At 59.8% G+C, this 20,847-nt stretch carries 17 protein-coding genes; 2 read left to right on the top strand and 15 right to left on the bottom strand.

Translation table 11 applies throughout. The features are described 5' to 3' along the window. Positions 1–44: 44 nt before the first annotated feature. The 5 genes from ABRP66_RS06365 to purS form a co-directional block, all read right to left on the bottom strand. Positions 45–371 carry a hypothetical protein gene (locus tag ABRP66_RS06365; RefSeq protein WP_349838474.1) on the bottom strand — a complete coding sequence of 109 codons (327 nt, stop codon included), beginning with the start codon at positions 369–371 and terminating at the stop codon, positions 45–47. 233 nt (positions 372–604) lie between these two features. Next, a complete protein-coding gene (locus ABRP66_RS06370) occupies positions 605–1,888 on the bottom strand; it encodes a glycosyltransferase family 87 protein (protein ID WP_239268364.1) in 1,284 nt (427 codons plus the stop codon). Positions 1,889–2,033: 145 nt separating this feature from the next. Next, positions 2,034–4,343, bottom strand: a complete 2,310-nt coding sequence (gene purL / locus ABRP66_RS06375; RefSeq protein WP_349838475.1) for a phosphoribosylformylglycinamidine synthase subunit PurL — start codon at positions 4,341–4,343, stop codon at positions 2,034–2,036. A gap of 13 nt (positions 4,344–4,356) precedes the next feature. Beyond that, positions 4,357–5,040 carry a phosphoribosylformylglycinamidine synthase subunit PurQ gene (purQ, locus tag ABRP66_RS06380; RefSeq protein ID WP_023029203.1) on the bottom strand — a complete coding sequence of 228 codons (684 nt, stop codon included), beginning with the start codon at positions 5,038–5,040 and terminating at the stop codon, positions 4,357–4,359. Beyond that, positions 5,041–5,283: a phosphoribosylformylglycinamidine synthase subunit PurS gene (gene purS, locus ABRP66_RS06385; RefSeq protein WP_005279580.1), complete on the bottom strand. Its 243-nt coding sequence runs from the start codon at positions 5,281–5,283 to the stop codon at positions 5,041–5,043. Positions 5,284–5,562: 279 nt separating this feature from the next. On the opposite strand from purS, the gene ABRP66_RS06390 reads away from it, so the two are divergent. Next, complete coding sequence (locus tag ABRP66_RS06390) at positions 5,563–8,301, top strand: ExeM/NucH family extracellular endonuclease (protein ID WP_284770362.1); 2,739 nt, start codon at positions 5,563–5,565, stop codon at positions 8,299–8,301. A gap of 92 nt (positions 8,302–8,393) precedes the next feature. Here ABRP66_RS06390 and ABRP66_RS06395 read toward each other — a convergent pair whose 3' ends face one another. The 7 genes from ABRP66_RS06395 to purD form a co-directional block, all read right to left on the bottom strand. Further along, complete coding sequence (locus ABRP66_RS06395) at positions 8,394–8,948, bottom strand: PIN domain-containing protein (protein WP_284770361.1); 555 nt, start codon at positions 8,946–8,948, stop codon at positions 8,394–8,396. Next, complete coding sequence (locus ABRP66_RS06400) at positions 8,945–9,394, bottom strand: excisionase family DNA-binding protein (RefSeq protein WP_284770360.1); 450 nt, start codon at positions 9,392–9,394, stop codon at positions 8,945–8,947. The genes ABRP66_RS06395 and ABRP66_RS06400 overlap by 4 nt, the downstream gene beginning before the upstream one ends. Before the next feature lie 92 nt (positions 9,395–9,486). After that, positions 9,487–10,170 (bottom strand): DUF2334 domain-containing protein, encoded by a 684-nt coding sequence (locus ABRP66_RS06405; protein ID WP_005279578.1) that lies wholly within the window; start codon positions 10,168–10,170, stop codon positions 9,487–9,489. Between the two features lie 89 nt (positions 10,171–10,259). Continuing rightward, positions 10,260–12,383 carry a S9 family peptidase gene (locus tag ABRP66_RS06410; protein ID WP_284853873.1) on the bottom strand — a complete coding sequence of 708 codons (2,124 nt, stop codon included), beginning with the start codon at positions 12,381–12,383 and terminating at the stop codon, positions 10,260–10,262. A gap of 106 nt (positions 12,384–12,489) precedes the next feature. Beyond that, positions 12,490–13,383, bottom strand: coding sequence for a phosphoribosylaminoimidazolesuccinocarboxamide synthase (locus ABRP66_RS06415; protein ID WP_284853872.1), 894 nt, complete (start codon positions 13,381–13,383; stop codon positions 12,490–12,492). Between the two features lie 53 nt (positions 13,384–13,436). After that, the gene (gene purB, locus ABRP66_RS06420; RefSeq protein WP_284770393.1) at positions 13,437–14,876 is read right to left on the bottom strand and encodes an adenylosuccinate lyase; all 1,440 of its coding nucleotides are present in this window, start codon (positions 14,874–14,876) and stop codon (positions 13,437–13,439) included. A gap of 33 nt (positions 14,877–14,909) precedes the next feature. After that, positions 14,910–16,184, bottom strand: a complete 1,275-nt coding sequence (purD, locus tag ABRP66_RS06425; RefSeq protein WP_349838476.1) for a phosphoribosylamine--glycine ligase — start codon at positions 16,182–16,184, stop codon at positions 14,910–14,912. Between the two features lie 34 nt (positions 16,185–16,218). Here purD and ABRP66_RS06430 point away from each other — a divergent pair, with 34 nt between their 5' ends. Next, on the top strand, positions 16,219–16,647 hold the full coding sequence (locus ABRP66_RS06430) for an HIT family protein (RefSeq protein ID WP_284770355.1): 429 nt from the start codon (positions 16,219–16,221) through the stop codon (positions 16,645–16,647). Here the strand turns inward: ABRP66_RS06430 and ABRP66_RS06435 are convergent. From ABRP66_RS06435 to ABRP66_RS06445, 3 genes are all read right to left on the bottom strand, one after another. Next, on the bottom strand, positions 16,644–18,158 hold the full coding sequence (locus ABRP66_RS06435; protein ID WP_349838477.1) for a sensor histidine kinase: 1,515 nt from the start codon (positions 18,156–18,158) through the stop codon (positions 16,644–16,646). The two genes, ABRP66_RS06430 and ABRP66_RS06435, sit on opposite strands and share 4 nt — an antisense overlap. 14 nt (positions 18,159–18,172) lie before the next feature. Continuing rightward, on the bottom strand, positions 18,173–18,877 hold the full coding sequence (locus ABRP66_RS06440; protein WP_005279568.1) for a response regulator transcription factor: 705 nt from the start codon (positions 18,875–18,877) through the stop codon (positions 18,173–18,175). Between the two features lie 212 nt (positions 18,878–19,089). After that, positions 19,090–20,835 (bottom strand): pyruvate dehydrogenase, encoded by a 1,746-nt coding sequence (locus tag ABRP66_RS06445; protein WP_284850201.1) that lies wholly within the window; start codon positions 20,833–20,835, stop codon positions 19,090–19,092. Positions 20,836–20,847 lie beyond the last annotated feature (12 nt).

The raw sequence follows: 20,847 nt of genomic DNA on the forward strand, positions 1-20,847 counted from the left end.
ACTACGGTGGTCGCCAGCCTCATTCATAAGGGGCCCACCGTCAGTTACAGATACACCACGCTACTGGACGCAACCGCGAACATGACTTCCTGCAGCTCTGGGCTGACCGTATCGAGCTGTTCATTGCGCACGGTTCTAAAGTCCGCGACCTCGACCTCATCGCCTGTAGGAACATCGAGAAGCAGCCTGCCGAAAGGAATGTGAGCTTTTTTCGCTAGGTCTTTCGCTTGTTTTAGAGTGGGACGCTCTTCACCAGTTTCCCATTCATGGATTTTGGGAAAATGCTTGAGTAGCGCGGATTCTGAGAGCCTAGTGCGGGATACCGCCCAAGCCAGCACAGCAGGTTGAATCGTCACTCGTACAGGTGCCATGACGATCCTCCTTCACTATCCGTAGATCTTAAATAGTAGCGTAAACCAAGCAAACGGCCCGGTCGAGGCTGGCGGCATCGGCAAGCGCGTTCAGCACCATATGACCGGCCGTGGGCATACATCATCACTGAGTGGGTACCAGAATCATTGGGTGGATAGCGGCCGAGCAACGATCTTCAAGTCCTCGGTTCCGGAGAGGCGCGGTGGTGGCTTTAGTGGAGAAAAGCCGCTTACTAACTCGCCTTTTTGAAGGAAAGGCGGCGATCCCGCAGAGGCAAGGCGTCCTTTCGGCTTAGCTCCGCGATGCACAGTGCGATTACAAAGCCCACCAAGACAATCAACGAGGACCATGACAACCACATTTCAGAATCTGCCCTGGCCAGCGGTGGGAACAAGAAGAGACCTAAGACCGGCACAACATAAATGATGCGATTCTGCCCGCGTGCCAGAACGCCTAGCAGTGGCAATACGGCGCACAAGACGTAATGATCCCACAAGATATTGCCGGTAGCCGTGAGAACCGTAAAGATGCCGACGGCAGCAATGCGCCACGGCTCCTGTGAGCGTAAAGCGGTAACAATAACCAGCGCAATTAATGCCAGGGTTACAAAAGGCGGAATAAGGCTGGCAGCCAGTGAAGGATCATGAACGATGGTGACAAGAATGCTGTCATCTTCAACGCGGTTGGTGCTCAGTTGGGAAGCAATCGACCCGTTGACAGGAGCGACCATTATTGCCGCCTTGATGTCCTGCAGGGTATCCCACCAAGAGGTAAACACGTCCCAGCCAGAAACGACGATTGAGTAGAGCACAGCAACGGCTCCTGTCCCAAGTGCTACCAATCCCGCTTTGCGCGCCCGCGGAAAGACCACACAGATGAGCACGAGGATAATGGGGGTTAGCTTTACTGCAGATACAAGTCCTAGTGCAATTCCTGCGCGTACTGGGTGCACGCGAGCAGCAGCAAGGCCGTATGCAACGCCCGCAAAAATCAGTGGGCTCGTCTGGCCAAGAAATAACGATGATTGAAAAGCTATCGATGCCCAGCCCAAGAGGATTCCGAAAAGCAAGGTAATGGTCGCTATCTCTTCCTCAAACCACAAGAACCAGGCGGAGACTATCAACACCACCAGCGCCCAACCGGAAGCAATCGCGAGCAATATCACGGAGACATCAAAACTCATGACCCGCACGACCAAGCTCATCACATCCGCGAGAAATGGGACGTGAACATAAGGGTGCGGGAACTCAGTGACATCAGAGTGGGCGATGGTGTCTAACCACACATCACCACGTGGCAGTGCGAAATCGCGTTCATCGATCCTATATAAATGCTCCCGATTTCCATCGCGGACGAGCAATCCAGCAATCCATAGCGCACCCCAGTCACCGTAATTCAGTTTTCCGGCGGAAATTACGGCAACCACGAGGCCAAATACCAGCCCAATACCATGGTGGTACCACCGCAGCACTGTTGTTGCGGGCGCGGAGGCTTGATGGCGGGAATGCGCGCTCATGGGACTCCTAATATAAAAATTACGATTCGAGACAGAGAGAAAGGGCGATGCTCATTGGGCAGCGACCCCGATCATCGAAGATAGTCTAAACGCTCCTCAAGCCCGGCCAAAGCCGGGCTTGAGCTAAGCGGTGACAGGGGCTGGCTTACTCCACAACGGAGTTAGCGCCCACGGCGTGACCGAAGAGGTCAGGCAAGGTAGCAGACCATGCCTCAACCAACTGAGAGATGGCCACGGATTCGCCACCCAAGGTAAGTGCACCAGTTTCGGTGGTCTCACCCACGATGGCTGCTGGAATGCCAAGCTCAGCGGCACGGGCGAGCACCTTATCGGCGCGGTCAGCGGTGGTGGCCACGAGCGCGCGGGAAGCGGACTCGGAGAAGGCCGCGGTGAAGGCGTCCTCGTGCACGGCGGTGAGATCGAGGTCGAGGCCTAGGCCGGCGGCATCGGCAGGCGCACCGGCACGCTTGGCCATCTCAAAGGCGGCAACGGCCAGGCCACCCTCGGAGACATCGTGCGCGGCGGTGAGCAAATCGTTGCCGTCGAAGAAATCCGCGAGGCGCTTCTCATTGGCCATGTCCACCTGCGGCGGCAAGCCGTTGAGGCTGTCCTTATCGGCGCCCTCGGCGCTCACCAGCTGCCAAATGGAACCGCCAAACTCATCCTTGGTCTCACCCAAGGCGATGAGGACTTCCTTCTCATTGACGGTGCCCAAGTTATTGCTAATGGCTTGGTGTACATCGTCGATAACGCCGAGCACGCCCACGACCGGGGTGGGCAGGATGGGCTCGGAGCCGGTCTGATTGTAGAAGGAGACGTTGCCGCCGGAGACGGGGATGGAAAGTTCAACGGCGGCATCGGCAAGCCCATGCACGGATTCGCGGAACTGCCACATCACGTCCGGGTTTTCCGGCGAACCGTAGTTCAGGCAGTTGGTAATCGCAACGGGCTTCGCGCCGGTAACCGCGACGTTGCGGTAGGCCTCCGCCAAGGCCAAGCGCGCGCCCATGTTCGGATCCAGCTTGGTGTAGCGGCCGGAGGCATCGGCGGAAACGGCGACGCCGCGACCGGTCTCCTCATCGATGCGCAGCACACCCGCGTCCGCGTGGTGGGACTGGACGGTATTGCCGCGCACGTAGCGGTCATACTGATTCATGATGAAATCGCGCGAGCACAGCGAAGGCGAGGAAATGAGCTTCTGCAGGGATTCCACCAGGCCGCGCTTGTCCGTGCCCTGGTATTTCTGCAGATCATCCTGCCACTCGGGGCGGGCGTAGGGGCGCTCGTAGACGGGTGCTTCATCCGCGATGGTGCCAGCCGGCGCATCGACAACGACCTCGCCCTGGTGGCGGATGACCAGGTGGTCACCTTCAGTAACCTCACCGATTTCGGCGCAGGTGACCTCCCAGTGCTCGCAGATTTCGCGGAACTTCTCCACGTTTTCCGGTGCCACGACGGCGCACATGCGCTCCTGGGACTCGGAGGCAAGGATTTCCGCTGCGGTCATGTTTTCCGCGCGCAACGGCACGGCATCGAGGTTGACCTCCATGCCGCCATCGCCGGAAGCTGCCAGCTCAGAGGTGGCACAGGCCAGGCCAGCGCCGCCCAAGTCCTGGATGCCCACCACAACGCCGGCGTGGTAGAGGTCCAGGCAGCATTCGATGAGCACCTTTTCTGCGAAGGGGTCGCCCACCTGCACGGCCGGCAGCTTGCGCTCCGCGCCGTCCTCAAAGGTATCGGAGGCCAGCACGGATACGCCGCCGATGCCGTCCAGGCCGGTGCGGGAGCCAAAGAGCATGACCTTATTACCCTTGCCGGAGGCGAAGGCGAGTTTCAGGTCATCGACCTTGAGTGTGCCCACGCACAGGGCGTTGACCAGCGGGTTACCGGCATAGGTTTCATCAAAGACGGTCTCGCCGCCAATATTGGGCAGGCCCAAGGAGTTGCCGTAGCCGCCCACGCCGGATACGACGCCGGGTAGCACGCGCTTGGTATCGGGGGCATCGGCAGGCCCAAAGCGCAGCTGATCCATCACGGCGATGGGGCGCGCCCCCATGGCCATGATGTCGCGAACGATGCCGCCCACGCCGGTCGCCGCGCCCTGGTAGGGCTCCACGTAGGAGGGGTGGTTGTGCGATTCCACGCGGAAGGTCACCGCGTTGCCATCGCCGATGTCCACCACGCCGGCGTTTTCACCAATGCCGGCCAGGATCTTCTCCCCCATCTCCTCCGTCATGGTCTCACCAAAGTAGCGCAGGTGCGTCTTGGAGGACTTATAGGAGCAGTGCTCGGACCACATCACGGAGTACATGGTCAGCTCCGCGTCGGTGGGGCGCCGGCCCAAAATATCGTGGATGCGCTGGTATTCGTCATCCTTCAGGCCGAGCTCAACGTACGGCTGCTGCTCATCCGGGGTGGACTGCGCCTTGTCTACGGTGTCATTAGAAACGGTCATGTAGGTGGCCTCCTTAAACCGCCGGCGCTTCCGCGACGGCCTTGATGGCGGATACGAATAGTCCCAATCCGTCGGTGGATGGGCCGGTCAGCGGGTCAATGGCGTGTTCTGGGTGCGGCATGAGGCCTACGATGCGGCCGGACTCATCGCTTACCCCGGCAATGCCATTGATGGAGCCGTTGTAATTATCGGTATAGCGGAAGACCACGCGGCCTTCGCCCTCGATACGGGCGATATCGTCATCGCCTGCCTGGAAGCGGCCCTCGCCGTGCTTGGCGGGCACCAAAATCTTTTGGCCCTTTTCAAACTCACTGGTCCAGGCCGTGGTGGAGTGCTCCACCTCCAGGTAAGTATCGGTGCAATGAAAATGCAGGCCCTTATTCCGGGTCAATGCGCCCGGCAAGAGGCCTGCTTCAGTCAAGATTTGGAAACCATTGCAAATGCCGAGTACCGGCATTCCCGCCTTAGCGCGGTCGATGACGCTGCGCATGACGGGGGCGAGCGCCGAAATAGCGCCCGAGCGCAGGTAGTCACCATAGGAAAATCCCCCCGGCACGACTACCGCGTCCACGCCGCGCAGATCAGCATCCGCGTGCCAGAGGTTAATGACCTCGGCGCCGGCGGTGCGGGCTGCGCGGGCGGCATCCACATCATCCAGGGTGCCGGGGAAGGTGATTACTCCGATTTTTGCGGTCACTTACTTGACCTCCAGCTGCGTAACCTCGTAGTCCTCGATGACGGTATTAGCCAGCAGCGTTTCTGCTACCTTATCCAGTTCCTCTGCGGTAACGGAATCATCTACCTCGAGTTCGAAGCGCTTTCCTTGGCGCACATCGCTGACACCGGATACTCCGATGCGACCCAATGCGCGGACGACAGCTTGGCCCTGCGGATCCAGAATTTCCGCCTTGGGCATGACATTGACAACTACACGAGCCATGAAATTTTTGCCTTACTGTATGGGGCTTAGGTCTGCCCGATTCAGTGTAGTCATACCCCCGCCCAATCCCTAGATATACCCCCACTGCAGGGTTTTCACCCCGGTAAAGCAAACTCCGCGTAAATTACCACCAACAGGAAAACGAATTTTGCGCGGCACCCAGGTTTCACTGCCTGCTCGCGCGAAACCCGCCCAAAGCGGTCCCGGGTACACCGATAGTTCAGCGAGTAAAAATAAAAGGCGTCCATGACAACTTTCTCTATGATTAAGGTGACTTCTATGGCTCTTCGCCGCCTTGGCAGGGTAGCCCTCGCTGCCGGTTTCTCCACCCTCTCCCTATCCATTGCGGTGCCTTCCGCCATGGCCGCCCCGGATAATTCCACCGCGGTCATCTCTGAGGTCTACGGCGGTGGCGGAAACAAGGGTGCGAGCTTTTCCAATGATTTCATCGAGCTTTATAACCCCACCGATGCCGCAATCGATCTCACCGGCTGGTCCGTGGAGTACTTTGCTTCCAACGGCAATAGCGGCGGCAAGATCACCCTGTCCGGCACCATCGCTCCCCACGGTTACTACCTGGTACAGGCTGCCGCCGGCAATGGCCAGGCCCAGGCTCTTCCCGCCCCGGATGCAGAAGGCAAGGTCAATATGTCCGGCACGAAGGGCTCGGTGCAGCTTGCCGATGCCACCGGTAATACCATCGACCTCATAGGTTACGGTGCCGCCTCCAAGTCTGAAGGAGCTGCCACCGGCGCGCTATCCAATGACACCTCCGCTTCCCGCAACGCGGCGGGCACCGATACCGATGACAACTCCGCGGACTTCACCGTCGGTAGGCCAAATCCCACCAATTCCGGCAACGAGTCCCCTGCCCCGCAGCCAGGCGGATCGGGTGACTCGGGCAGCTCCGATGATTCCGAGAACCTTCCCGCGCCCGAGGGCATTACCCCGATCGCTGAAATCCAAGGCACCGGCGATGCCTCCCCGCTCGAGGGCAAGAACGTTGCTACCCAGGGCGTTGTCACCGGCGTGTGGAGCGAGGGTGGCCTGAACGGCTTTACCATTCAGACCGGCGGCACCGGCCAAGAGGCCACCGATACCTCCCAGGCGCTTTTTGTCCACATGGGCAAAAAGGGCGCCGATAAATACCCCAGCATCGGCGATTCCGTAGAGGTCACCGGCCAGGTATCCGAGTACTTCGGCGCCACCCAGGTCAGCGCTTCTTCCGTCAAGCAGCTCGATACCGCGTTGGAGGAAGTCACCCCGCTCGCCGTGGACGAGCTGCCCCAAGGCGACGGCGCCCGCGAGCCCTTTGAGCACATGCTCATCCAACCCGGCACGCACACCGTGACCAATAACTACTCGCTCAACCAGTACGGCGAGGTCGGCCTCGCCCCGGGCGATGAAGCTTTCCGCCAGCCTTCCGATGTCCACTCCCCTTCCACCGACCCCAATTCCGAGCTGCAAAAACTGGCCAAGGATAATGCAGAAAAGCTCGTCACCTTGGATGATGGTCGCACCCGCGATTATTTGAGGACCGATAAGGACACCCCGCTGCCTTATATCGCCCAAGATGGCGGCAAGACCATCAAATCCCTGCGTACCACCGATACCGTCGAATTCCAGCACCCGGTCATCGTGGGCTACTCCCACGAGCAGTGGCGCTTCCAGCCCACCGAGCCGGTCACCGGTGAAACCGCCGGCGCCGATCTCCCCATTTCCTGGGAAGAATCCCGGGATGCGGAGCTGCACGCCGTTGATGATGTCAAGGGTGAATACACCATCGGTGCCTTTAACGTGCTGAATTACTTCACCTCCCTGGGCGAGGAATTCGGCGGCAGCGCCTATACCGACCGCGCGGGCAATAAAGTCACCGTCAACCGCGGCAAGACCCGCGGCGCCTATACCGAATCCGCGTTAAAGGACCAAGAGCGCAAGATAGTCGCCGCCATCAATGGCCTGGATGCCAATGTCATTGGTCTTTCCGAAATCGAAGATGGCTACGCGGTTACCGGGGACTTTGACCAGCGCGATAAAGCGTTGAAGCGCCTGACCGAAAAACTCAACGAGGCCGCAGGCTCAGAAAAGTGGGCCTTCGTTCCCTCCCCGTCCAAGGAACAAGTCCCTGAGCGCCCCGATGTTATCCGCACCGCGTTTATCTACCACAAGGGCGTGGTCAAGCCCATCGGCGAATCCCGCATCTTCCAAGATCCCCGCTTTTCCGGCACCGCCCGCGAGCCGCTGGCCCAGGAATTCCAGCCGCTCAATAGCGATGACGAGTCCTTCGTCGCCGTCGCCAACCACTTCAAGTCCAAGGGCTCGGTGGCCAAGGGCGATGAGGATTCCGGCGACGGCCAGGGCAATAACCCCAACGTCCGCAACGCCCAGGCCCAGGCCGTGCTCGATGCCCTGCACAAGCAGGAAAATTGGAAAGATAAGCCGCTTTTCGCCCTGGGTGATTTCAATACCTACACCCACGAAACCGCACTCGATGTCTTCCGCAACGATGGCTTCACCGTGCCTGCGGAAAAGTACGGCGCCGATACCTCTTACCAGTTCGGCGGCCTGCTCGGCACCTTGGACCATGTCCTGGCCAATGAGGTTGCTTCGGGCGCGCTTGCCGATGCCCAAGTGTGGAACATCAACGCCGACGAACCCGTCGCCTTTGAGTACTCCCGCCGCAACTACAACGCCGTGGATTTCTACGACGACTCCCCCTTCCGAGCCTCTGACCACGACCCCGTCAAGGTCGGTTTTACCCTGGGCGAGGATGAATCCACCGTTGCCCCGGGCGGCGACGACCAGGGCAACGATGACAACACCGATGGTCCAGGCTTCGGGTTCGGCTCCAGCTCACTTGGCACCGGCGCCATTATCGGCTTTGCCATCCTGGCCGGCCTTCTCGCCATCCCCGGCTTCATGGCGGCCACCGGCAACCTACAAAAGATCATCCCCGCTGGAATCTGGGGCATGCTCCCGCAGCAGGCGAAGGACTTCATTAACGGCCTGAATAAGTAATAATTAAATCCCAGTTCAAAGCCCTTTCTTTATGAAGGACAAGAACTGGGATTTTACTTTTGTAGGCTATCTCCTTGAAACAGATTCTTAGCCTAACGGCGAAGTAGCTCGGCAGCCTCAGGTGCTCCAGCCTTTGCCAGTGAATTAAGCACATCATTGATGGTTCTTGGCGGATTCTTAAGGGCCGCGGTTGCGTAGGTGATTGCTTGGTGCACCCGCGGGGCGTAGAGATCGATTTGATTACACAAAAACTCATCCGCTGATTGAGCTTCAATGTCGAACGGCATCAGGGCAGTCTTGGGAAAATCGCGCTTATTCTCAGTGACAATAACTTGTGCACCGCACCGAATCGCTGCAGCCAAGACATGCCGATCATCGCGGTCTGGCAGAGAAAGGGATTCAACCAAATCCTCATACCCGGTAACGAGGCAATCATCTACAGCCTGGCACATCAAAGTCCTAGTTCTAGCTAATTTTGTCGGATCAAGGTCCGGACGATTGCTTTTCAAGTTACGGAAGACTTCATCGAGTATCTTATCCGTCCAGCGGGCACGAAAATAGCCACTTCCCGCTAGCCGGACCAGGATATCGCGAAGCGTACTGGGATAAAGTACGTTCGCGTCATAGACCACCGTAAAACCACTCACTCGTACAAGCCCATCTCATCAGAAAGTACTGCGAGCTCATCTGCCGCAGCGCGCTGTTCAAGATCTCTATGACGCTTAAACTCCTGCACGCTGGAGGCATACAGGCGGCGGTGGGTGCCAACTTTATGCCCCTTCAGGATTCCTTCGTCCATGAGCTTGATGACATGCGGCCGAGAGACATTCAGGAGGTCTGCAGCCTGTTGCGTAGTCAGTTCCGCGTTCATGGGGATTACATTTACTGTCTGCCCAGCGGCCGTGTTTACAAGGATTTCACGAAGTAATTCAGCGACATCGCGTGATAACCGAATAGGTTCATCTGATCCTGGAGTTACTATATCGATTTCTCCGTGTTCGGGGCCACTAGCGAGCGTACGGTTAAGCTTTTGAAGGGCATCGCGCGCTGTGGCCTTGGCGCGGTCAATGCTTTTTTCTTGCGGGTTCGTCATAACCTACACATTAGCCCCTAAACGAAATAAACGAAAGGGGTAATTTGCTATACCTAGTTCTAGAGCTCGAAAACTCTATAGGCCCCGTGGATCTAACGCGGCAGGTAAATGCTGTAATCTGCGGGAGTAGCGCCCGCATCGAGGGCGCGGCGGGCTGCCTTGACAAAGTCCTTAATGACCTTGCGGTCATCCAGGTTGCGGGCGGAGATGGAAAGGCGCACGGTATTGCCGCGCTGGGCGGAGCGCTCTGCCGCGCGGATGATGTTTTTGCGCCACCATTTGGCAGAACCGAAGCCCTCACCGAAAGAAAGGTTGCGGGCTTGGTGGAATTTCCCGGTGGGTACCTCTAGGATGCCGCGGGTAGAAGCCGCCGCCTCAAAGGGGAATTTGGGCAGGACCTGCAACGTTCCGGGAGACATGCGCCAGCGCGGGGGCGCGAAGATGGTGGGTTCAAAACCAATCTGTGCCATCTGCCGGGTCGCACCGGCTAGGCGCAGCTTCGCCTCGTGTGAATTGAGGTTGGCAAACTCCGCGCGGCGGCCTTGGACTGCCTGGTCAAAGCCATTGAGGATAAGCGGACGGCCCGCGGCCGCTTGATCCTTGAGCCACTGTTGGGTGTCTTTGTCCTTGGCCAGGTGCCAATTGCCATCAATATGCGGGGCGATGAGCAGGGAGACGGGAATTTCCTCCCGGTCCAGAACCGACAGGAAGCTTGTAGCCTGCTTTCGAGTGTCCTCAAAAATACTGGAGATAGAAACCAGAAGGTGGCTAGTCATAGCTCAAATTATCGCACAGTACCGCCAGATCCGCGCGCTGGCCAGAACGCTAGCCAGGGTGCCGGCCAGCGCACGACTGTGGTGAGCAGTTACTCCGTCAGGCCGGTGGCCTTATTGATGGTCCAGGCGTATTCGAAGGCGTTTTGGCGCCACTTATCGTAGCGGCCGGATACACCGCCGTGCCCGGCAGCCATTTCCGTCTTAAGCAGGAATTCGCCGCCGGTGGCCGTAGCGCGCAGCTGCGCAATCCACTTCGCAGGTTCCACGTACAGCACGCGGGTATCGTTCAGCGAGGTGATAGCCAAGATGTCTGGATAGTCTTTGGCCTCGACATTCTCGTAGGGCGAGTAGGACTTCATGTAGTCGTAGTACTCAGGATCGTGGTACGGATCGCCCCACTCTTCCCACTCGGGAACGGTAAGGGGAAGCTCCGGCATGAGCATCGAGGTCAACGGATCCACGAAGGGGACGACGGCTTGGATGGCGGTAAAGCGGTCAGGTGCCATATTCGCCACGGCGCCCATAAGCATGCCGCCGGCGGACCCGCCTTCAGCCACCATCTGGTCCGGGGTGGTCACGCGGCGCTCGATGAGGTCATCTGCCACAGCGATGAAATCGGTGAAGGTATTTTTCTTCTGCAGCATCTTGCCATCGTCGTACCACTTACGGCCCATCTCGCCGCCGCCGCGCACGTGGGCAACCGCATAAATCATGCCGCGGTCCATGAGCGATAGGCGGGTCGCGGAGAAGTACGGGTCCATGCTGGCCTCGTAGGAGCCGTAACCATACAGCAGCGTCGGGTTGGGCTTGGTGCGGTCCAAGTCGGAACGGTGCACCACGGAGACTGGGATCTTGGTGCCATCGCTGGCAGTCGACCAGATGCGGTAGGCCACGTAATCATCCGGATCATAGCCACCGGGGACTTCTTGTTCTTTCAGCAGCGTGTACTCGCCGGTATCCACGCGGTAATCGAAAAGCTGCGCGGGCTGAATATAAGACACGTAATTCACGCGGACAACCGGCGCGTCCCATTCCGGGTTTCCGGCCACGGCGACGGTAAAGAGTTCCTCGTTGAAATTGAGTTCTTCGAATTCCCCGAAGTCATCGCCAACGCGCATGATGGCAGCGCGGCCGATGCCACCGCGGCGGTAGCCCACCACCATGTGATCACGGTAGGTATCCACGCCCTCGATGCGGGTGGTGTCATCGTGTGCTAGAAGCTCCGGCAGATCTCGCAGAGCGGGAAGTTCCGCATCCACTTTGGCATAGCCCACCGCGAAGTTCGGGCCGGTGGCGTTGTGGGTGACAATCCAGTAGTCCTCGCCGCCCACCACGGCATGGTCTACGTCATAGTCCACACCCGTCTCGCGCTTCCACAGCGGGCGGAATTCTCCTTCTGGGTTCTCCGTATCCAGCACCCAGGCTTCCGAGGTAATCTTCGAACCCACCCCGATGAAGAGGTACTTATCGGAGCGTGCACTGCCGATACCCACGTTAAAGTGCTCATCTTCCTCGTGGAAGACGCGCACATCCGCGGACTGCTCGGTGCCTACCTTATGGCGCCACACCGCATCCGGGCGCCAGGCATCATCGACCGTAGAGTAGAAGATATAGCCGTCGCCCGCCCAGGTAGCGCCATAGAAAATTCCGGTGAGGTGATCTTCTAGAAGCTCTCCCGTTTCGAGATCCTTAATGGACAGCTCAAAGCGCTCGTCACCGGCAAAGTCCACGGAATAGGCCAGGTAGCGGCCGGAATCTGAGATGGAGGCCGCACCAAGGGCGAAGAAATCCTTGCCCTCTGCCAAGGCATTGGCGTCCAAGATAATCTCTTCGCCCTCTGGGCTGCCTTCTTCCGGAATCACCGGCGCGGTCCAGGGATCGCTGCCTTCTTCTACCGGGATGCGGCAGGAATAGCCGTAGTTCTTGCCCTCTTCGGAGCGGCCGTAGTACCAGTACTTACCGCGGCGGGCCGGTACGGACATATCGGTTTGTTTAATGCGGGATTTAATCTCTTGGAAGATATTTTCCGTCATCGCATCCAAGTGCCCGGTATGCGCCGCGGTGTAATCATTTTCGGCGTTGAGGTAATCCAGGGTTTCCTGCGATTGCTTATCGCGCAGCCACTCGTAATTATCCACGAATTCGCGGCCGTGAAATTCGCGCTTGACGGGGTGGACTGGGGCTACCGGTGCGGTCGTCTTTTCATCACTCATGCCCTACCACTGTACGCGTCACCGGTTGTGCCCCAGCGGCGGGCAACAGCCGTGGGCAACCAGCTAACACGCGGTTGCCCTATCCGGCCTAGACCGGCCCGGGCGGCTAGGAACGCGGCGCAAGGAAGTCCGCGAAGCGCCCACCCGATAGCTTTTCGTAGGCCTCGATATAGCGCAGGCGGGTGGCGGAAACGACGTCATCGGGAAGCGCGGGCGGGGTGATCTCAGAGGACTTATCCCAGCCGGAGGCATCAGAAGTCAGCCAATTGCGCACATACTGCTTATCAAAGGAGGGCTGGACCTCGCCTTCCACGTAGGAATCTGCGGGCCAGTAGCGGGAGGAATCGGGGGTGAGGACTTCATCGGCAAGCACGAGCGTGCCATCTGCATCGAGGCCGAACTCGAATTTGGTATCGGCCAAGATAATGCCCTTCTCTTCCGCCAGCTGGGCGGCCTTGGAATAAATGCGCAAGGTAGCCGCGCGCAGTTCCTCGGCGCGCTCGCGGCCGAGCTTGTCTGCCACGTGTTCGAAAGACACATTCTCATCGTGATCGCCCTGCTCAGCCTTCGTGGCTGGGGTGAAAATGGGCTCGGGCAAGCGGGAGGCCTCCACCAAGCCGGCGGGCAGCTCGATGCCGCACACGGTGCCGTCTGCCTGGTATTCCTTTAAGCCGGAGCCGGTGAGGAAACCGCGCGCCACGCACTCGAAGGGCAGCATGTCTAGCTTCTTGACCACCATGGCGCGACCCAAGCACTCTTCCGGAATGCGCTCATCATCGAGCGGTCCGGCGAGGTGGTTGGGAAAATCGATGGCATCAAAGAAGAACTTCGAGGTGGCCGTGAGAACCCGGCCCTTGTCCGGGATGGCCGGTTCCAAGGCAAAGTCGTAGGCGGAGATGCGGTCAGAGACCACCATCAGCAGGGTGGTGTCATCCACATCGTAAATATCGCGGACCTTGCCGGAGGCTACATGGGTATAAGAAGAAAGCTCAGGACGCATGGTCCTCATCATAACGCGCGGGTGTGCGCGGGCACGTAAGCCCGCGCGTGAGCTTAGAGAATCTCGCCCGGCGTATAGGCAGCGGCCTTGGGGTGCTCACCCACGAGGGCCTTGATGCGGTGCAGGACCTGAGAGACCTGGGATTCAGCGGCGCCGATGAAGGCGTGCTTATCCTCGAGGACCCTTTCGAGCTCGACCTCGTCCATGGGCAGGCGGTCATCTGCGGCAAGGCGCTGGACCAGGTCTTGGTTGCCACCGTTTTCGCGCATATTCAGCGCCACGGCCACGGCGTTTTCCTTGATGACCTCGTGGGCGGTCTCGCGGCCCACCCCGGCGCGCACCGCGGCCATGAGGATGCGGGTGGTGGCGAGGAAGGGCAGGTAGCGCTCCAGCTCGCGGTCAATCATGGCCGGGAAGGCACCGAATTCATCGAGCACGGTGAGGAAGGTTTCGAATTGGCCGTCGATGGCAAAGAAGGCATCGGGAAGCGCCACGCGTCGCACCACCGAGCAGGAGACATCGCCCTCGTTCCACTGGCTGCCGGCGAGGTCTGCGGCCATGGTGAGGTAGCCGCGCAGGATGACCTGCAGGCCGGTCACGCGTTCGCAGGAGCGGGCGTTCATCTTGTGCGGCATGGCGGACGAGCCGACCTGGCCTTCCTTGAAGCCCTCGGTGACGGTCTCGTTGCCGGCCATCAGGCGGATGGTGGTGGCCAGCGATGCCGGGGCGGTTCCCAGGGAGACGAGGCAGGAGATGGCATCGAAATCCAGCGAGCGCGGGTACACCTGGCCCACGGAGTTGAAGATGCGGCGAAAGCCCAGGTAATCCGCAATATTGGTCTCTAGGGAGGCGAGCTTATCTTCGGAACCGCCCATGAGATCGAGCATGTCCTGCGAGGTACCCATGGGGCCCTTGATGCCGCGCAGCGGGTAGTGCGAAAGCAGGTCTTCCACGCGTTCGATGGCCAGCAGCATTTCATCGCCGGCGGTGGCAAAGCGCTTGCCCAGCGTGGTGGCCTGTGCGGCCACGTTGTGTGAGCGCCCAGCCATGACTAGGGATTGGTACTCAGCGGCGTGACGGCCGATGCGCGAGACCACGGCGATGGCCTTATCCCGGATAATTTCCAGCGAGGTGTGGATCTGCAACTGCTCCACGTTCTCGGTGAGATCGCGGCTGGTCATGCCCTTGTGGATGTGCTCGTAGCCGGCCAGCGCATTGAATTCTTCGATGCGGGCCTTCACATCGTGGCGGGTGACGCGCTCGCGCTCAGCAATGGATTCGAGGTTTACGTCCTCGATAACGGCCTCATACGCGCTAATGGCCTTGGCGGGGATGTCCACGCCCAGGTTCTTCTGGGCGTGCATCACGGCGATCCATAGCTTGCGCTCGAGGATGATTTTATGCTCCGCGCTCCAAATATTGGCAAGCTCCGCAGAAGCATAACGGGAGGACAGGACGTTGGGGATATTCTTCTTCTCAGCCACGTGGCTTATTATTCCATGCCTGCCCTCCCCCGTGGCTACTTGCTAGATAGAAATTTCCCCGGCTGCTGCGCGCTTGCCGATGTCCCTCCGGACAAACCCGCCCGCAAACTCAATGCCCTGGGCGGTGGCGTAGGCATTCTCGCGCGCGGCGTCTAGCGTTTCGCCCTTGCCCAGCACGTTGAGCACGCGGCCACCATTGCTCTGGAATACTCCATTGGAGCGTTTCGTTCCGGCGTGCAGCACGCGCTCTGAATCCTCGAGGCCTTCGCCCGTGATGGCATCGCCCTTGCGGGGCGAGGCGGGGTATCCCTCGGCCGCCATGACCACGGTGATGGCATAGCCATCTTCCCACTGAAGGGGCTCGAGTTCTGCCAGCGTGCCTGTGGCGGTGGCGTTGAGTGCTTGTGCCAGCGGGGACTTTAGGAGTGAGAGCACCGCTTGGGTTTCTGGGTCACCAAAGCGGCAGTTAAATTCCACCACCGCTGGGCCTTCTTCGCCCCAGGCCAGTCCGGCATAGAGCAGGCCGGAATACGGGGTGCCGCGGCGCACCATTTCCTTGGCAACCGGGGTGCATACCCCGTCCACGATGCGCTGCACGTCGTCCTTGCCAAGCCACGGCAGCGGTGTGTACGCGCCCATGCCGCCGGTATTGGGGCCCTCGTCATTGTCGTAGGCGCGCTTGTGATCCTGGGCGGGCAAAAGCGGCACGACGGTCTCGCCATCGACAAGGCAGAATAGCGATACCTCGGGCCCGTCCAGGAAAGTTTCCAGCAGCACGGGGTTGCCGGCGCCTAAGACCGCATCCACGTGGGCGCGGGCAGCGGCGCGCTCGCCGGTGACCACGACGCCCTTGCCGCCTGCCAGGCCATCGTCCTTAACCACGAACTGCGGGCCAAAATTATCCAGCGCGGCCTCAATATCGGTATCGCTAGCGCCTGGGCGCAGCTGCTCCGCGCGGGCCGTCTTGACCCCAGCGGCTTCCATGACTTCCTTGGCAAAGGCCTTGGAGCCTTCAATTTGGGCCGCGTCCTTATTCGGCCCGAACACGGCGATGCCTGCTGCGCGCAGTGCATCCGCCACGCCGGCGACCAGCGGCACCTCGGGGCCGATGACCACGAGCTCGGCGGCGATCTCACGGGCCAGTTCCACCATGCGTTCTGGATCATCTACCTGGGAGTATTCCGGGTGCAGGGTAGCCAGCGGTTCCATGGCCGCGCTGCCGGGCGCGACGTGGATCTCCGCAGCCTGTGGATCAGCGTGCAGTCCTTTTACGAGGGCGTGTTCACGGCCGCCCGAACCAATTACGAGAATGCGCATGCCCACCATCATAGCTGGGGGTAGCCTGGCAGCTATGGCTTCTGTATTTAGCAAAATCATCACTGGTGACCTACCCGCCCGCTTTGTCTACCGCGATAAGAGCTGCGTGGCATTTTTATCCATCGAGCCACTGCGCTACGGCCACACTTTGGTCGTTCCCGTCGAGGAAGTAGATAAGTGGACCGACCTGGATCCCCAGACCTGGACGCACCTGAACGAGGTGGCCCTAGAAATCGGTGAGGCCATCAAGAACGCGTACGATACCCCGCGCACCGGCTACGTCATCGCCGGCTTCGATGTGCCGCACACCCACATCCACCTCTTCCCCACCGAGAAGATGGAAGAGTACGACTTTGCCAAGGCTTATGCCGCCGAGGACACCGATGATGCCGCCATGGATGAGGCGGCGGCGCGCATCCGCCAGCACTTGGGCACCAACGAGGACGGCTACCGCGAGGATTAATCCTCCGGTTCCTCCAGCGCGGGCAGGCGCACCGTAAAGGTGGTGCCGTGGCCGAGCGTGGAATCCACGCTGATGCTGCCGCCGTGCTGTTCCACCAAGGAATGCACGATGGCAAGACCCAAGCCGGATCCGCCGGTATCGCGCGTGCGCGAGGAATCCGCGCGGTAGAAGCGCTCGAAGATGTGGGCGGCATCCTCAGAGGACATTCCCTTGCCGTCATCGATGACATCCACGAGGATGTCCTTGTTGTCGCGGCGCAACTGTAGGGTGACCGTGGCATCCTCGCCGCCGTGACGCAGGCCATTGGAAATAAGGTTGAGCAGCACCTGGTGGAGGCGGTCTGCATCGCCATTGACCACGGGAATGGACTGCGCCTTATTGACCACCTTGACCTCGCGCTCGGGGAAGGCTGCGCGCGCAGACGAACCCACAGAGAGGGAAAGCTCCAAAAGGTCCACCGGCCGCAGATCCAAGCGCGTTCCTTCCGCGCGGGTCAGCGCCAGCAGGTCTTCTACCAGCAGCGACATGCGTTTCGATTCCTTATCGATCTTGGAAAAGACCAGATCCACATCGTTTGTCGCCCCAGAGCGGTAGAGCTCCGTGTAGCCGCGCAGGCTGGTCAGCGGGGTGCGCAGCTCGTGGGAGGCATCGCCAACAAAGCGGCGCATCTGTTCCTCTTTTTCCTGCGCCGTCACGACCGAGCGCTGCAGGTGGCCCAGCATGATATTGAGCGCGGCAGCCAATTGGCCGACCTCCGTGTGCAGCGGCCACTCGGGCACGCGCTTATCCAGGTCACCGGCCGCGATTTCCGATGCCGTCGATTCCACCACCCGCAGCGGCCGCAACGCCCTGCGGATAAACCAGAAGCCGACGCCGGCCATGGCCGCCAAGGCGATCGCCGCAATGGATACCTGCACCATCGCTAGGCCGTGCAGGATCTCCTTTTCATGGGTCATGTCCTTGGCAATGACGGTGATAATGCCATTTGAATCCGCAAAGGCCAGCGCGCGCCACTTGGTGTTATTTTCAATCGAGCCCACCGTCGTGGGGAACCCGCCCAAGGGAACGCCCTCCACATCCGGAGTGGTCGACGTGGGCCCGGAATAGCGAATCGTGCCATCCGGAAGGTAATTGAGCACCACGTATTCCGTGGGCGGGCGCTTGGTGTGATCACCTAAAAAGAAGTCATTGCCCACATCGCGTGCCCAGGAAGACGACGCTGAGCGCAGTTCGCTATCGACGTTGTTATAGAGCACGTTGCGCATGATCGAGTTCACGGCAAAGGACGAGCCCGTCAACCCGAGGCCGGAGATAACCACGAGGAGAACCACCAGCCAGGTGCGCAGGGGCATCGCCTGCGGAATCTGCTTGATGTAGTCGCGCTTGGAGCGCTTCTTTTTCTTTCCCTGCCCCTGCTGCGGTAACTGATCCAGCTGCTCATGCCACTTCTTGGGCGGCTGCTGCGACTGCGCGGGCCTGCCCGAAGCGGGGTTCTCCTGTGAATCTGCCATTACGAAACGTCAGTTTAGGACCGCGGGGTGCGCAGCACATAGCCAACACCGCGCACGGTGTGAATAAGCTGCGTATCGCCGGTATCGATCTTGCGGCGCAGGTAAGAAATATAGGATTCCACGACGTTTCCATCGCCGCCGAAGTCGTAGTGCCAGACGTTATCCAGGATCTTGGACTTAGAGAGCACCACTTCCTTGTTTTGCATGAGGTAGCGCAGGAGGTTGAACTCCGTGGGAGACAGCTCGATGAGCTCACCGCCCTTGGTGACCTCGTGGGTATCGTCATTCAAGGTCAGATCGGCATAGCTCATGGTGGCGTCATTAGAAGACTCCTCGGCGGCACCGCCGCGGCGCATGATCACGCGCAGGCGGGTAATGACCTCTTCGAGGCTAAAGGGCTTGGTGACGTAATCGTCTGCACCGATGGTCAGGCCGTGGATGCGCTGATCCACGCCGTCCTTGGCGGTCAGGTACAGCACTGGGCCGTCTAGGCCTTCCTGGCGCAGCTTGCCCAAGAGCTCGAAGCCGTCCATGCCCGGCATCATGACGTCCAAAATATAGGCATCCGGGTTTACCTCGCGCGCCACGCGCAGCGCCTCGTTACCTGAGTTAGCGCTGTAGACCTCAAAATTTTGGAACTTCAACGATACCGTCAGTAGTTCCACGATATTCGGCTCGTCATCAACGACGAGGACTTTGGCAAGTTTATTGTCTTCCATGCGTCCTGTAGCTCCTATTACTTCCTGTTATCTGCACACCTGCGTGCGTGCAAGCTTCAGTAAGCCATCATGGCAAACCCAGTTTCTAGCCTACTGATACGTTTCTGGATGAAACCTGTGAAAGCAAAAAGCCACGCTCCCCCTCCCCACCCGGAACGAGATCCGGGGTAGGAAAAGAAAGCGTGGCTAGCAAGCCATAAGTAAGTTACGGCTTAAAAGTCCTGCGGGCGCGGGATATTGCGCAGGTTGGACTTGGCCATGGACAGCATGGAGCCCACGCCGCCGCCGAAGACGGTGCGGGTAGCTGCCTTGGAGAAGCCCAGGAGCTGATCGAAGGTCAGCGTCGGTGGCAGGGAAAGGGCGTTGGGGTCAGTGACGACATCGATAAGCGCAGGGCCGTTATAAGCCAAGGCCTTCTTGATCTGCTTAGGAGCCTGCTTCGGATCCTCGATGCGGAAGGTCTTGATGCCAGCGGCTTCTGCGATCTTGGAAAAGTCCACGGACTCGTGGTCGGTCTCGTGCTCCGGGATGCCGCCCACCAGCATCTCCAGCTTGACCATGCCCAGCGAGGAGTTATTGAACACGAACATCTTGACCGGCAGCTGGTGCAGCTTAACCGTCAGCAGCTCGCCCATGAGCATGGACAATCCGCCGTCGCCAGAGAAGGTGATGACCTGGCGGCCCGGGTTGGCCTGCTGCGCGCCGATGGCCTGCGGCAGGGCGTTTGCCATGGTGCCGTGGCGGAAGGAGCCGATCTGCTCGCGCTTGCCATTCGGGGTGATGTAGCGCGCGCCCCAGACGTTGCACATGCCGGTATCGACGGTGAAGATGGCGTCATCGTCGGCCTCTTGGTCAATGAGGTCCGCGATGTACTCAGGGTGGATCGGGGTGTGCTTTTCCACGTTGGAGGTATATGCCTCGACGACGTGCTCCAGCTTGTCGTAGTGCTTCTTGAGCATCTTGTCCAAGAAGGAGCGGTCCTTCTTCTCCTCCACGTGCGGCAAGATGTTGTCGATGGTGGCGGCAACGTCACCGGTCACGGGGTAGGAGATCTTGGTGCGGCGGCCGATGTGGGAACCGTTGATATCCACCTGCGCCACGTTGCCCTTAGGCAAGAAGTCGTTATATGGGAAGTCCGTGCCAAGGAGGATCAGCAGGTCCGCCTCGTGGGTGGCCTCGTGCGCGGCGCCGTAACCCAGTAGGCCGGACATGCCCACGTCAAACGGGTTATCGTACTGGATGTACATCTTGCCGCCGAGCGCGTGGCCAATGGGTGCCTTAACCTTTTCCGCCAGCTGCAGCACCTGCTCACGGGCATTTTTCGCACCGGCGCCCACGAAGAAAGCGACGGACTCGGCCTCATTGATGGCCTGGGTCAGCGCTGCGGCCTCAGCCGGGTCCGGGTAGACCACGGGGCGGCCGGTGGAGATCTTGGATTCTACGAAGGTGTCATCGTCCACCTCTTCGGTAGAAACGTCGCCAGGGATAACCAGCACGGACACGCCATTGCCGGCCATGGTGGACTGGATGGCGTGGTGGAGTACTACCCCGCCCTGGTCACCGGACATGACCATTTCGCAGTAGCCAGAGCACTCCTGGAAGATCTGCTCCGGGTGGGTTTCCTGGAAGAAGTGGGAGCCAATCTGGCGGGAAGGAATGTGCGATGCCAGGGCCAGCACCTTGGCGCCATTGCGGTTGGCGTCATAAAGGCCCTGGATGAGGTGAGTATTGCCCGGACCACAGGAGGCCGCACACACGGCCAGCTTGCCGGTGGTCAGCGAGTCTGCCTCTGCGGCAAAGGCCGCGGCTTCCTCATTGCGCACGTGGATCCATTCAATGGAGGAGCGGCGCACCGCGTCCACGATCGGGTTGAGGGAGTCTCCCACGAGGCCATAAATGTGCTCGACGCCCTGCTTTTCTAGCGTTTCAACGAGTTGTTCTGCGTAATTACGTGCCATTAAACATCATCC

Source organism: Corynebacterium sp. KPL2680 (assembly GCF_040225675.1).
Lineage (GTDB): Bacteria > Actinomycetota > Actinomycetes > Mycobacteriales > Mycobacteriaceae > Corynebacterium > Corynebacterium rhinophilum.